The organism is Skermanella aerolata KACC 11604 (genome assembly GCF_000936425.1).
Taxonomy (GTDB): Bacteria; Pseudomonadota; Alphaproteobacteria; order Azospirillales; family Azospirillaceae; genus Skermanella; species Skermanella aerolata.
The window spans coordinates 101325-114781 of sequence record NZ_AVFK01000004.1; the positions used below are offsets into that span (position 1 = coordinate 101325).

The 13457-nt window shown below is 64.3% G+C and carries 13 protein-coding genes; 4 read left to right on the plus strand and 9 right to left on the minus strand.

The window, feature by feature from the left end; genetic code table 11:
* The 4 genes from pqqC to N826_RS07135 all read right to left on the minus strand — a co-directional run bounded on the left by pqqC (position 1) and on the right by N826_RS07135 (position 2870).
* On the minus strand, positions 1 to 753 hold the full coding sequence (gene pqqC / locus N826_RS07120) for a pyrroloquinoline-quinone synthase PqqC (RefSeq protein ID WP_044427095.1): 753 nt from the start codon (positions 751 to 753) through the stop codon (positions 1 to 3).
* Positions 750 to 1664, minus strand: a complete 915-nt coding sequence (gene pqqB / locus N826_RS07125) for a pyrroloquinoline quinone biosynthesis protein PqqB (RefSeq protein ID WP_044427097.1) — start codon at positions 1662 to 1664, stop codon at positions 750 to 752. Before pqqB ends, pqqC begins: the two co-directional genes overlap by 4 nt.
* 49 nt (positions 1665 to 1713) lie before the next feature.
* Positions 1714 to 1791 carry a pyrroloquinoline quinone precursor peptide PqqA gene (gene pqqA / locus N826_RS07130; RefSeq protein ID WP_084165078.1) on the minus strand — a complete coding sequence of 26 codons (78 nt, stop codon included), beginning with the start codon at positions 1789 to 1791 and terminating at the stop codon, positions 1714 to 1716.
* A 209-nt stretch (positions 1792 to 2000) separates the two neighbouring features.
* A complete protein-coding gene (locus tag N826_RS07135; protein ID WP_084720563.1) occupies positions 2001 to 2870 on the minus strand; it encodes a phosphatase PAP2 family protein in 870 nt (289 codons plus the stop codon).
* Between N826_RS07135 and N826_RS42865 the strand changes: the two genes are divergently transcribed.
* Complete coding sequence (locus tag N826_RS42865; protein ID WP_147040228.1) at positions 2853 to 3308, plus strand: hypothetical protein; 456 nt, start codon at positions 2853 to 2855, stop codon at positions 3306 to 3308. The genes N826_RS07135 and N826_RS42865 overlap by 18 nt on opposite strands.
* Here the strand turns inward: N826_RS42865 and N826_RS07140 are convergent.
* Entirely contained in the window at positions 3206 to 6430 is a 3225-nt protein-coding gene (locus tag N826_RS07140; protein WP_084720564.1) for a phosphoenolpyruvate carboxylase, read from the minus strand. The genes N826_RS42865 and N826_RS07140 overlap by 103 nt on opposite strands.
* Positions 6431 to 6680: 250 nt before the next feature.
* On the opposite strand from N826_RS07140, the gene N826_RS07145 reads away from it, so the two are divergent.
* The 3 genes from N826_RS07145 to N826_RS07155 all read left to right on the plus strand — a co-directional run bounded on the left by N826_RS07145 (position 6681) and on the right by N826_RS07155 (position 9666).
* The gene (locus N826_RS07145; RefSeq protein ID WP_044427103.1) at positions 6681 to 8201 is read left to right on the plus strand and encodes a bifunctional aminoglycoside phosphotransferase/ATP-binding protein; all 1521 of its coding nucleotides are present in this window, start codon (positions 6681 to 6683) and stop codon (positions 8199 to 8201) included.
* A 133-nt stretch (positions 8202 to 8334) separates the two neighbouring features.
* A complete protein-coding gene (locus tag N826_RS07150) occupies positions 8335 to 9198 on the plus strand; it encodes a universal stress protein (RefSeq protein WP_052830897.1) in 864 nt (287 codons plus the stop codon).
* A 195-nt stretch (positions 9199 to 9393) separates the two neighbouring features.
* Complete coding sequence (locus tag N826_RS07155) at positions 9394 to 9666, plus strand: hypothetical protein (RefSeq protein WP_044427105.1); 273 nt, start codon at positions 9394 to 9396, stop codon at positions 9664 to 9666.
* A 157-nt stretch (positions 9667 to 9823) separates the two neighbouring features.
* Here N826_RS07155 and N826_RS07160 read toward each other — a convergent pair whose 3' ends face one another.
* From N826_RS07160 to N826_RS07175, 4 genes are read right to left on the minus strand one after another with little or no spacing between them, the layout of a single operon-like run.
* A complete protein-coding gene (locus N826_RS07160) occupies positions 9824 to 10597 on the minus strand; it encodes an ABC transporter permease (RefSeq protein WP_044427107.1) in 774 nt (257 codons plus the stop codon).
* A gap of 4 nt (positions 10598 to 10601) precedes the next feature.
* Complete coding sequence (locus N826_RS07165; protein WP_052830898.1) at positions 10602 to 11462, minus strand: ABC transporter ATP-binding protein; 861 nt, start codon at positions 11460 to 11462, stop codon at positions 10602 to 10604.
* Between the two features lie 40 nt (positions 11463 to 11502).
* Complete coding sequence (locus N826_RS07170; RefSeq protein ID WP_044427109.1) at positions 11503 to 12453, minus strand: hypothetical protein; 951 nt, start codon at positions 12451 to 12453, stop codon at positions 11503 to 11505.
* 13 nt (positions 12454 to 12466) lie between these two features.
* Positions 12467 to 13408, minus strand: coding sequence for a hypothetical protein (locus N826_RS07175; RefSeq protein WP_044427111.1), 942 nt, complete (start codon positions 13406 to 13408; stop codon positions 12467 to 12469).
* Between the last annotated feature and the right edge of the window lie 49 nt (positions 13409 to 13457).

Below are 13457 nucleotides of genomic sequence, written 5' to 3' on the forward strand. Positions count from 1 at the left end.
TCAGCGCCTGAGTTCGGTTGTGAACCCTTCCGGCACGAAGGCGCCGGGCGAGATATGGCCAGGGGCGACATAGGCGTAGTACAGCGCGTCGAGCTGTGCCCACAGCACGTCGCACTTGAACTCGAGTGCTGCCAGGACGGCCTGCTGCTGATCGGGGCGGCGCGCCTCGCGCTTGACGTAGGCCAAGGCGAAATCGGCGTCGCGCGGCGCTTCGGTCAGGCGGTTGTTGAAGTAGGCCAGCGTTTCCTTCGAGATGAAGTCGTAGTTAGCCAGCATGCCGGAAACCCGGTTCTGGATGATTCCCGGCGAGAACAGCTCCGTCAGGGACGAAGCGACCGCTTCCAGCACCGTCCGGTCGCGGACGAAATGCACATAGGCCTCGACCGCGAAGCGCGTCGTCGGCAGGAGGCCGGCGCAGCTTTCGACATAGGCGGTGTCCAGGTGCAGCCCTTCGGTCAGCTTCAGCCAGCGGGCGATGCCGCCTTCGCCGGGCTGGCTGCCGTCATGGTCGATGATCCGCTGGCGCCAGGCGCGGCGGTCCTCGACACTGGTCAGGCGCGACAGCACGACCGAGTCCTTGATCGGGATATTGCACTGGTAATAGTAGCGGTTCAGCGCCCAGGCTTGGACCTGCCCGAAGTTCAGCTTGCCTGTATGCAGCAGTTCGTGGAACGGGTGGAGGCTGTGGTAGCGGGCGGCGCCAATTGCGCGCAGGCGTTCTTCAAGCTGGTCGGGGCTCAATAATTCAGTCATGGCGATACCTCCATTCCGTCTTCCCCCACTTCCCAGCCGGCTTCTTTTACGAATGCTCGTTCGGGGCTGTCATCCAGCAGGATGGGGTTGGTATTGTTGATATGGATGAATATCTTGCGGCGGATGCCAAGATCGGCGAAGGCGGCCAGCGACCCATCGGGTCCCGACACGCTCATATGCCCCATCCGCCGCCCGGTCTTGGTGCCGACGCCCTGCACGACCATTTCGTCGTCGCGCCAAAGCGTGCCGTCGAACAGCAGCAGTTCGGCGCCACGGACGCGGTCCGCCAGGGTAGAGGTCAGCCGAGCGCAGCCGGGAATATAGAAAAAACTTTTGCCGTTACCGCTTATGCGGAGCCCGACCGTGTCTTCGGTCTCGCCGTCGAGCACAGGTGCCGCACCCTCCAGGTACAGCGCCACCTTGCCGGGGACCGTAAACATCTCGACGGTGATGCCGCTGGGACCATCCGGACCCTCAAGCTCGACCGGGCTGTTCAGCGCCAGCGTCCGGCGCTTCACCAGATCGGCGTTCAGCACCTGGAAGACGCTGTTGGCTGCCAGCACTTCGTGGATACGCGACGTCGCGTAGAGCGTCAGCGGCTGACTTTCCCGCAGGTTTATCAGCCCGCAGACGTGGTCCACGTCGCCGTTGGTCAGCACGGCCCCGATGATCGGGCTGTGCCGGCGTCCGGACTTCGGGTGGAGCAGGGGGGTATCGAGGATCTGCTTACGCAGGTCGGGCGAAGCGTTCAGAAGGAACCAGCTCTCGCCGTCGGCACTGATCGCAAGGGAGGACTGCGTGCGCGCCTTGGCGGCGGGGTCGCCGCTCCACGCCCTGCGGCAGGTGTCGCAGTTGCAGTTCCATTGAGGGTAGCCACCGCCGGCGGCCGAGCCCAGCACAACTATTTTCACGGCCGTATCCAGTTTTCAACCGCAGGCGGTGCGGGTAGTGTAGGGTAGGTTAGATCTCGGCGCAGGCGTAGCAGTTGATTTCCATGCCGACGGCGATCTCGACGATCCGGGGGGTCTTCCACTTCATAGCGTAATCCTCTCCTGGTTGGGACATTTCGAGCAAAGCTCGTGGTTGACACCTTGAGCACAGCTCGCCTCACCATTTCGTGGGTGATGGAGCTACATAATAGCGATCCGGGCGAGACTGTAACGCTGTACTTTGGTCTAAGACCTTTTGGGTCAAGGGGGCAGGCTGCATTTTGGAATGGTTGAAAACCTGTCCGGTAACATCCGGAGTTATTGGAAATAACGATCCGCATCCTGCGCGTCCCGGTTTTCGCCGGCACCACCTGCCGACCGTTCCCTGTCCGCCTGCCGTACGTGCCGCTTCTCGGTGTACCACTCGGTCACGACGATTCCGACCGCCAGCCAGAAACCACCGACCACATAGCCGCTGGCGACATCGCTGAGGAAGTGGACGCTCAGGTAGATCCGGCTGAAGCCGATCATGGCGATCGCCACAGCTCCCCAGAACACCACTTCGAACCGGGCTCGCGGCTTGGTCTGGATCGTCCGCCAGACACTGTAGGCAATGAAGCCATAGACGGAGATGGCCGCCGTCGCGTGGCCGCTGGGGAAGGCCGGGCTGTGCGCCTCGATCAGGTCCCAGTTGGCCGGGCGCTCGCGCGCGATGATGTATTTGGCGCTCCAGGTCGTGACCTGGGCACCCAGCACGCAGATCCAGTACGGAATCACCAGATGCCCCCGGCTGCTGCTCCACCACAGCAGGGAGGCCACAAGCCCGACGATGGTCGTGGTCGGGCCTTCGCCCCACAGGGTCAGCCATACCATGGCGTCGATGAAGGGCTGGACCCGGTGGGCGTCGAACCAGCGGTCCACCGCGTTGTCCAGCCTGACCAGCCCTTCGGCCTCGTGAAGTTCCTGCACAAGCCCGCCGAACAGTGCGACCAGATACAGGGCGAACAGGACCATCAGCGTCAGCGGCAACCCGTCGAATTGTTTGGTCCGGAGCCGTGCGGCGGTGAAACGGAAAGTCCGTGGAAAGCGCTGTTCCAGCAGCGCCACCACCGGCCGGTCGCGCACCCAATGGCGCGACATGCGGACCGGACCCTGCAATCTGGCAGCGCCATGACGGATCAGCATCATCGCGCCCCACGCCAGACCATAGGCGACGGCCAGACCGAGCAGCAGGATGCCGGAGGCCAGGAGCAGGTTGAAGGTCGTAATGGCCGGTCTCCGGATGACGATGAGCGCAAGGTGCCGGTCAAACCCATGACTGGCCTATCCGTTCCCGACCGGCGGTCTGACGGGAACGTGCAGTCTGGCTACGACGATCTCGCCGCCGAGGTTCGCTTCGGTCAGGTCGGCGTTGGAGATATGTCTGTAGCCGACCGGTACAAGTGTCAGTCCGGTTGCCGCATCATCCGCAATCGCACTAGGGACGGGCTGCACGGTGATTCGTCGATGCCGCCCCGGACCTGCTACCCGAAGAAGCCGATCCTGTGCACGACCCCGATGCTGACCCGGCGCATCAGCTCGTACAGCCCGTTCATCGGCGTGAAGATGTCCTCGTTCTCGCGCTGATAGTTCTGGCTTTCGTCGCTGGCATAGGTCGCGCGCTCGCCGAAGTCGCCGGTCACGGCGGTATCCGTCGTCGCCGGGAAGATGCGCTCCAGCTGGCTCACCGCCGTCGGGATGTCCAGGTGCAGCACCCGCAGCAGCAGCCGGGCATGGGTCGTGTTGTGCTGGTTGCTGAACTGCGGGATGTGGGTCGACAGCAGGAAGATCTCGTGGATCAGGGCTATCCGTACCGCGTGGAGCACGCCAAGCTGCTCCCGGGCCGCTCCGCTCACCAGCGCCCCGCAGCCACCGCCCTCGATCTGGGCCAGGCCGTTCCGCAGGATGCAGAAATCGGCGAACAGCTTGCGGCCGACCTTGGTCTGGCGGGCATGGAGCTGGGTATCCTCGAGGTATCCCGCCAGCCGCCGCATCTGCTCAGCCCGCGCGCGGTCGGGAGTCTTGGCCGCCCGCAGCAGCCACAGGCCGGGGTCGAGCGTGTCGATATAGGCGCGCAGCGCATTGGGCGACGCGATGGCGGCCCCGTACTCGACCATGCCGATCAACTGGCGGAACCGGTTGGAGCGCAGGTAGAGCTGGCGGAACCGTTCCGGGTCCTTGTCGATCGCCTCGCCGACGCCGCTGATGGTATTGGCCGGCAGGCCCAGTTGCTGAAGGATCGCGTTGTGCGGGATCGCGCGGATCTGGCTGACCGACGCCTGCTCGATATCGTCGTTGCCGTCGTGCTGGCGCTTGATCGCGCGGCTGCCCGACGGATAGAGCAGGTTGGTGCCGAAAGCGCCCAGCAGCGTCGCGTAGTCCTGGCTCCTGACCAGCGAGACCTGGAACTCCTTCACAGTGGTGAAGAACTCGGTGATGTAATCCGGATCTTCGTAATAGGGGTCGTTCCGCGCCTCTCCCCGGTCGCCGAACATGTGCTCCAGGATGCGGGTGATCACCGCCAGCGCTCCGGCCGGCGTCACGAAATACAGGAATCCGTCGCCGCCCTGGAAGCTGACCTCCTGCTTGAAATCGACCTTGTTGTCGGCAAGGTATTCCAGCGAATACGGCGTGGCGGTATAGCTCAGCCGTTCCTCGAATCCCGCCGGGTGCGCCCCCCGGCCGATCGATTCGCCATGGGTGTCGAAGATGACGAGCTGGACGCCCGTCAGGCCGTGCTTGGGGAACAGCCGGGCGATGCGCAGCCGCAGCCGCTCGATCGACGCCGAGGCCGGCGTCTGTCCCAGATAGCGCCCGGCGTCGGAAAAGCCGGTCTGGATGCAGAGCCGGCCGCGCGCCTGGACATAGGCGCGGTAATGCGGATTGTCGAGCAACTGATCGATCACCCGGCTGCCTTGTTCCAGCGCCTTTTCCGTCTCGAACAGCGGGCTGATATCGACCTTGTCGGCGACGCCGAACAGCTTGGCGTAATAAAGCGCCGTCAACGGCGTGAAGGCCGACTCGCACTCGGCGATCAGGAAACGGACCGGCGTCGTCGCATCGGCGTATTTCAGCATCTGCGCCACGATCATGAACAGCCGCTTGGCGGATGTCCGCTCCGACATGATCGATCCGAAATTGATCGTCTGCGGCCTGACCTTGTCGAGCAGGTCGTTCAGCGAATTCAGGTAGCACTGGCGGTAGCGCGGATCGTCGGGAGCCGTCTCCATCCCGACGGTCTTGCGGATCGCGTTGTGAAGCTGGGTCGCGTTGATCCGGACATGGGTGTGGGCCATGCCGAGCCCGTAGTTAGCCATCTCTGCCCGCAGGGTGCAGAGCCGGTGAATGGCCGGCTGGCTGGCCTTTTCGGCAGAGCCCGCCAGCCGGATGATCCGGTCGATCAGCCCGATCGCCTGGGCGTTGTCGATCAGGCGCAGGGAGATGCCGTCGTGCATCCGCTGGGCGATGCGCTGGATATGGGGCAGCGCCTCCGCTTCTCCGGGGTCCTGGCCGAACACGCCGATCTCGTCGGTCACCTCGTTGATCGCCAGCGCCAGCCGCGACTCCAGGAGGTCCAGCGTGTGGCGGATGTCCTCACCCCCGGATGCCGGTCCACTCGATGCCTGGTGGCCCGATGCAGGTCCGATGGCGGTCAGCTCGCGCACTGCCCGGACTTCCTCCCGGTAATGGCGCAGCTGGGCCACCTGCACGATCAGGCGCTTCCGCAGCGTATCGGTCCACTTGATGTCCGACCGGCCGTCCAGGTCGTAGCCGACCCAGCTCGCCACCGTGATCAGGCGCGGCGTCAGCTCGGTCCAGCGGTCCGGATAATGATTGGCCGCGACGTCATGGACGATGCCGTAGAGCTGACGCAAGGCGGCCTGGACGTTGCCGATCGCGATCAGCGACAGGTTGTGTTCCCGCGTCAGGCTCAGGTCGTCGTCGGGCCGGTGGACCAGCCCCGCCATATGGTCGACCAGTTCCCGCCGGGTGGATTCGGGCAGGGGGGTGCCGTCGCCGGCCCGGCCGGACGCCATCGTGGTCAGCAGCTCCATCAGCTCGCCCGACAGGTTGAACGTCGGGTGCGCGGTCATGACGATGCCGAACAACTCGTGCTCCACCTGGGCGCGGAACTGCTCGAACGCCACCGGCTCCGCGGTGCCGGGCGGCATCGCCAGCGCTTCGATCTTGGCCGTCAGGATGCGGATATTGGCATCCGGGTCCATTTCCCCGACATAGCGCTTCAGCCGGGCGGCGCGACCAATGAAGCCGTCGGCCGATAGGTACTGGATCAGCTGCTCCAGCGTTGCGTAGGAGACTGAACCGTCCTCGATCCGGCGCGACAGTTCAAGCGCCACCCGCTGGATCGGGTTGCTGAACGGGTCGTCGTCGGTCGCTTCGTTGAAGCGCTTGAGGGCGGCGACCAGATCGGCGGTAAGGGCGGCCAGATCGGCCGGCGCCGCGTCCGCCGGCGGAAAGCAGGCATCCTTCGTCAGCAGCGGCCAGTTCAGTCCGGTCATGCCGTCCTGCGCCGGTCCGGTCATCCCGGCAGTCTCCGCATTGTCGGTCGCGAGGATAGGGGAGGCGATGACCGGGGAGTCCTGCTGCATGGTGCGGGCTTTCGTCGAACGGGGGCTGCGGATGGAAGCGGAGCGGCCAGCACCTGGGGCGGCTTTGCCGGGAAGGTCCGCAAGAGGGCGCCGTGGCATGGCGTCGGTTGCTCCTGGCGCTGAGGCTCCGGGCGGGGGCTCCGGATAAGCTGGTCTCGGACGTGGCGGGACGGTGCAGGGATTGCTGCGCCGCGATGTGGGAACGATGCGGCGGACCCACTGGTCTGTCAACGCCGATTCCCTGCCATTTATGGAAAAACCCGCATGGCGGAATTCTCCGGAAAATCCGCCCGATATTTCCTGAGGACAAGGGGTTCAACTCGACGCCGCCGACTTGCTAGACTGGGGTATGATGACAGGTGCCAGTTCCCCCGCCGATCAGGCCGCTATTGCCGCCTTCCTGTCCGATCCCGCCACCCATGGCGGCGATGTCGAACGGATCGACACCCATGGCAGCATGGTCTTCCTGACCGGCGACCGTGTCTACAAGCTCAAGCGGGCCGTCAGCTTTCCCTATATGGACTACGGCACGCGCGAGAAGCGGGCCGCCGCCTGCGAGGCGGAGGTGAAGCTGAACCGCCGGACGGCCCCTTCGCTCTATCTCGGCCTGGCTCCCGTGCTGCGGGGCGCTGCCGACGGCTTCCGGCTAGGACCTCTGGTGCAGAGGGCGGAAGGGGAGGCCGAGGACTGGCTGGTCGTCATGGCGCGGGTCGATCGGGAAGCGCTGTTCGACCGCATGGCCGAAAGCGGCAGGCTCGACGCCGACCTGATGCGCCGGCTGGCCGATGCCGTCGCGGCCTTCCATGCCTCGGCGGAGCGGTTCACCGATCGGGGCGGGCAGGCCGCGATGCGCTGGGTGGTGGAGGACAACGTCGCCGAACTCGCCGAGCGGCCCGACCTGTTCGGACCGGACCGGCTGGCGCGGCTGGCGGATCTTTCCCGCGTGGCGCTGGACCGGCACGCCGGCCTGCTCGACCTTCGGCGCGACGGCGGGCTGGTCCGGTACTGCCACGGCGACCTGCACCTGCGGAACATCTGTCTGGTGGACGGGCAGCCGACCCTGTTCGACTGCATCGAGTTCAACGACGACATCGCGATCGTCGACGTGCTCTACGATCAGGCCTTCCTGCTGATGGACCTGGAGCACCGGGGCCTGCGCTCCCTTGCCAATGCCCTGTTCAACCGCATGCTCGAGCGGACCGGCGATATCGGTGGGCTGGTGCTGCTGCCACTGTTCCTGTCGACCCGCGCCGCCGTCCGCGCCAAGGTCGAGGCCTCGGCCGGCAAGGACCGGTCGGCACGTGAATACTTCGACCATGCGCTGACGGCTATCGATCCGCCCGGGCCGAAGCTGGTGGCGGTCGGCGGACTTTCCGGCTCCGGCAAGACCACGGTCGCCCGCATGCTTGCTCCGGACATCGGTCCGGCGCCGGGTGCCGTGGTGCTTCGCAGCGACGCTGTGCGGAAGGAATTGTGGGGAGTGGCGGAAACGGACCGCCTGCCGCCCGAAGCCTACGCTCCCGACATGACGCACCGCGTCTATGCCGAACTGGCGGACCGGGCGCGCCGCATCGTATCCGCCGGCCACGGCGTCGTCGTCGATGCCGTCCATGCCCGGATCGGAGAGCGGGCGGCGCTGGAGGATCTCGCGCGCCGTCTTGGCGTCCCGTTCCGGGGCATCTGGCTGGAGGCGCCTCCCGAAGTGCTGATCGCCCGTGTCGAGGCCCGGACCGGCGATGCCTCCGATGCCGGCGAAAGCGTGGTCCGGCGCCAGTTAACCTATGCCCTGGGGGAAATCTCATGGCCGCGGGTCGTTCATCTTGATGGGGATGAAGACAGCAAATCAAAATTACGACAAATTATCTCATAATTGATCCAAGTGTAGCATTAGTGGTAGTCAGCTATTCGGTCGTCGAATTGATGTGAGTCATTGAGAACGGACAGGCGCGGTCTTAAGCTCCCCAGGATAACAGACTTCCTGATGAAATAAGGGAGCGGTAAAAATGCTTCGAAAAATTCTCGTGCCGGTGACCGGCCGTGACAGCGACCGCGCTGTCCTCGCCATGGGCTTCACGGTCGCCAGGATCTTCGATGCCCATGTAGAGGCGCTCCACGTCAAGATCGATGCGCGCGACGCGATACCGATGCTGGGCGACGGCATGTCCGCGGCGCTGATCGAAGAATTGATGAAGGCGGCGGAGAAGGATGCGGCGGCCGATGCCGAAACCGCCCGCCAGCACTTCGAAGCCGCGCGTGCGGCGGCTCAGGCCGCAGTGACCCAGTCGGCACCGGGGCCGGGCATGGCGTCGGGATGGTTCAAATCCGTAACCGGCCGCATCGACGACATCGTCCCGGCCGAAGCGCGCCTGTCTGATCTGGTGGTGTTTTCCCAAGGGGCCGGCCGGGGCGACAACCGGATGGCGGTGACGCTGGAATCGACTCTGCTCGACTCTTCCCGGCCGCTGCTGCTGGCACCGGATCGTCCGCCCACGAAGATCGGCGGCACGGTCGCCATTGCCTGGAACGGCAGTGCCGAATGCACCCGTGCCGTGGCCGCCGCGATGCCGTTCCTGCTAAGGGCCGCGACGGTCCATATCCTGACCGCGCATACGTCCTCGACAGCTCCGGAGGAAGGCGGACGGCTGGCGGATTATCTGGCGTGGCACGGTATCCAGGCCGGCATCCATGTGGTGAAGCCGCACGACGAGCCGGTCGGCAGCGCGCTCGTCGCCCGGGCGTCTGAACTGGGGGCGGATTTTCTGGTCATGGGCGGCTACGGCCACAGCAGGGTCCGTGAAATGATCCTGGGCGGCGTCACCCGCTACATCTTCGACCATCCGAGCCTGCCGGTCCTGATCGCCCACTGATACCAGGGTCGGAGAATTCTGACCTGCCGACGCGTTGGGTGTCGGGCTGAAGAGGCCCGACCTACAGGTGCCGCAGGCTGGAAACAACGGTCAGGGCAGGTCAACCCGTCCATCAAGCGAACGCAAAACATCAAGAAGAGCCCTAACCGCGCCAACGCGCCGCCAAGGGGCCTCACCCTGGAGGAGTTGCAGACCATGATCACCATTGAGGACTGCATAGCGCTCAGCGAACTGACTGAACCGGAGATCCTCGCCATTGCCGAACACGAGCACGTGCCGGAAATGGTCGCGCTCGAGATGGGCAACTACCTGCTGCACCGTCCCGATGGGGAAACCTGCATCAAGGGCATCATCCTGGATGATATCAGGCAAGCCCAGGAGCGGGGCGACCGCCGCCACGTCGCCCGCTTGAAGCTGGTGCTGCGCCACTTCATGGACACGCACGGGATGACGGTGAAGCTCTGCTGAAGCGGTTAGATGCCGTTTCTAATACCAGAAGCCGAAGACATTGACCTGTGTGGACAGTGTTTGTTGGGCCACGGCCAAACCTACAGGCTCCTGCTTCGTAGGTTGGGCCGTGGCCCAACACTTGCCGACCGGCATGCAAACTCTTCGGCTCCTGGTATCACAACGCGTAGATCAGCTTGTTGCCGATCCGGCGCGCCATCGTGATGCCCGCCGCCGCCGCCGTCAGGGCGATGACATAGGTTGCGATCATCAGGTCCAGCGTCGGGGCGGCGCCGCCGTGCAGCAACACCTGCACGGAGCCGAAAAGCATGGCGAAGGGGTTGTACTTGACGATGACCTCGATCGACTTCGGCACCATGGTCCAGTGATAGACGATCGGCGTCAGCCAGAACATGACCGAGAAGAACAGGTTCAGCAGGTGGGGCAGGTCGCGGTAAAGCACACCCAGATAAGCCATCACCACGCCCGCGCCGTAGGTGAAGATCACGACCGGCAACAACACCGGCACGATCAGCGCCACGATCATCAGCGCATTGTCCGACGTGACGATCGCGACGGCCAGAAGCAGCGACATCGCGATCAGCGTGGCGAACAACTCGCATGAGATGTCCGATAGCACGAAGATCCAGTGAGGCATCGCGGTGTTCTGGCAGGTCCCCTTGCGCGACGTGATCGAGGTGGCGCTGTTGATCAGGCTCGACGATATGAAGGTCCAGGGCAGCAGACCTGCAGCAAGATAGACGAAGTAGTTATCGATCGGCACCTTGATGATAAGGCCGAAAGCGAAGAAGTAGACGATCAACTGAACCAACGGGTTGAGCAAAGACCAGCCCATGCCGATCAGCGATCCGCAATACTTCTTATAGAGCGATACGCTGGCGATGAAATGTACTGTCTTCAGCTCTGTCTTCAGGCTCTCGTTCAGTAACATGATATCATCCATATCGCTGCGCGTAGATGTCGAGGATCTTGTCGGTAGGGCCGTCTTCGACCATCCGCCCGTGGTCCAGCAGGATGCTCCTGTTGCACACGTCGCGGATCAAGCCGGCTGAATGGCTCACCAGGATCACGATCGGGGTGCGCTCGATATGCTCCATCATCGCGGCCTGCGATTTCCTGACGAAATTGGCGTCTCCGGTGGCGAACACCTCGTCCAGGATCAGGATATCGGGCGTCTGGAACAGCGAGGTCGCGAAGGTGAGCCGGGCCTGCATGCCGCTGCTGAGCGTCTGGAACTGGGCATCGGCAAACTCGGTCAGTTCGGCGAAGTCTAGGATGGCGTCTTCAAGGTCCCGGCTGTGCTGGGGCAGTCGATTCGAATAGGCCAGACCCAGCTTGATGTTGAGCCGGAGCGGCAGGTCCGGTTCGAAACCCAGCCCCTGGGCGATGACCGGGGCGATGCTGCCGGCGACGTTCCGGGTGCCGTGGACCGGCGGAAGGATGCCTGCGATCACCTTCAGCAGCGTCGTCTTGCCCGACCCGTTATGCCCGACGATTCCCAGTCTGTCTCCGGGCGAGACCTTCAGGTCGATGGCATCCAGCACCTTGCGGCCGGTCATGACCTCCTTCGGTGTTCCCCGCAGCATCCCGACCAGCACGCCCTTTACGGTGCGGTAGACGTGTTGGCCGAAAATGACATCGACCCTGTCGAGACTGACCGAGGCATTCGACGTATGGACCTCGGTATCCCGTTGGGCCATCAACTGCTCGAAGGCTGTGGGTGCCATGATGTTCACGCTATCGTCCCCGTCCTGCTCGTCCACCGCACCGGCCGGTGCGGTGATATCGAAGTCCATTGCCACGGCCTGGTTTGCCTGTCCTGTTCATGTGCCCGTTTCACTTGGAAGTCGGCCGGAGGATCAACCCTCCTGGCTGGCCGGGTTGCTCCGTACCCGGAACGGCCACGTCGAAGCGCAGGTCGATCCGCTGGCTGCGTGCCTGGTTCTGCGTCTGGCCGGGCGGTTGTGCCGGTTCGGCCGTCGCCGGAGCGCCGCTGCCGATATCCTTCTTGCCCGTGTCCTTCTTTCCGGAAGTTCCTTTGCCGGGCGCGGGCTTCGCGGGCTCGGCCGGCTTTGCCTCCACGGGTGCCGGCTCCAGGGGCCACTGCGCTCCCATGCCGCGTATGTCGACCAGCCGTTCCGCCGCATCGTTGCGCAGGTCCAGCAGGCGCGGACTGACGCCAAGCAGGCCGCTCAGCAGATGGACGGCGCGGGCTCCGGTCAGGCTGTCCACCTCGGCGGCAGTTTGCTGGCCGGGTTCGGCATGGACCTCGATGCGTACCGTCCGCAGGCGCGCTTCGGCGAAAGGCTGGCAGACCGCACTGTCCGGCTGCGGAGCACCGTTGGACATGCAGGGAAGCCAGCGGCCGAGTGCTTCGCCAAGGTGTGAAACCATGGTCTGGCCAGGAGCCAGCGGCATCGCTCCGGCGGGGGCGAAATACCGGCCGGCGGGCAGGCGCAGCAATCCCTCGCGCGGGATGCCTTCGGCCTGGATACCGCGCGATGCCAGGAAATCCCTGATCTCTTCGATCAGCCGGGCGCGGACCATAATCTCGACATCGGCCTTGGCCGGACGCTCCAGCGGCGTAGCCGTTACATCCAACTTCGCCTTGATGCGCGCTTCGGCTTTGGCTTCCGCTTCCGCCACGGCATCGACCCTGTCTTTGCGGACGTCCAGGGCGAAGACCATGGCAATGATGATGAAAATGAACAGCATCCCGGCCATCAAATCGGCCATGGAGGCGTAATAGCCTTCGTCCTTGGAGAAACTGTCGGCTGGATGGGACATGCCGTCGCCTTTCTCAGCTTACCGGCATCGGCTGGCCGGAATTCGCGTGCCCCACCGCATGCCGTTCAGCCGTCGTCCGATGGACGATGGTCTCTTCAAGCCGGTCGAGCGACCGGATGAGTTGTGCGATCCGCTCGGCCAGCACCGCTTGGCCGTCGGCCTGTGAAGCGAAAGGCGCCTCCGCCGTGCGGGCGCTTCTGGCTGTCGCTTCCTCGATCCTGTCGCATAGCAGGGTCAGGCGCAGACTCAAGGACTGGACGGAAATCCGGAAAACTAGCGACACGATCAGCGACATGGAGATGCCGGCGACCGAGGTCAGGAACTTGAAAGTTGCGCTGTTCAGCAGGTGGACCAATGCCGCCCGCGCCTCGATCATATCTGCGGTCCGCATCCCCTGGCTGGCAAAATACAGGCCGGCGATCAGGCCCAGGAAGGTCATGACCAAGCCAAGTCCGACGAAGTAGTTCGGCATTGCCTGCATCAATCCCAGCCGCAGCCCCGAACGCTCCAGCGATGCCAGGGTAATGTAGGCCGACGGGCGAACTCCGGAGTCGGCAGCGGCCTGCCACGCTCGCCAGTCCGGCCCGAGGAAGCTGGGACCGAGCACCCGATCGAGATCCTCGCCGCGGCCGAACTGAACCGGTGCGCGGGCGCAGTCGGAAGCCAGCCGGTCGAGCCTGCTCAGCATGGGCCGAACTTTGAGGAACACGAACCACAGGGCCATCAGGATGCCGGCCATCACAAGACCGCCGGCTAGCAGAATCGCCGTGGCCGGACTTCCGAACATGGCGAGATAGACCCGTGCCAGCGGTGCTATCAGCAGGTGGATCGTGTCCCACAACGCCGATTCGCCGGCGGACGCCGTCTCGAAGCCGGTGTTCCCCGCTCGATAGATCGCTGCAATGACGATCAAAACGGCGCAGAGCTGAAAAATACGCCTGATCGAAATATCCATGTTCCGGCCAACTCACCATGGGCGTGCATTGGCAACCGGGAAATCCGCC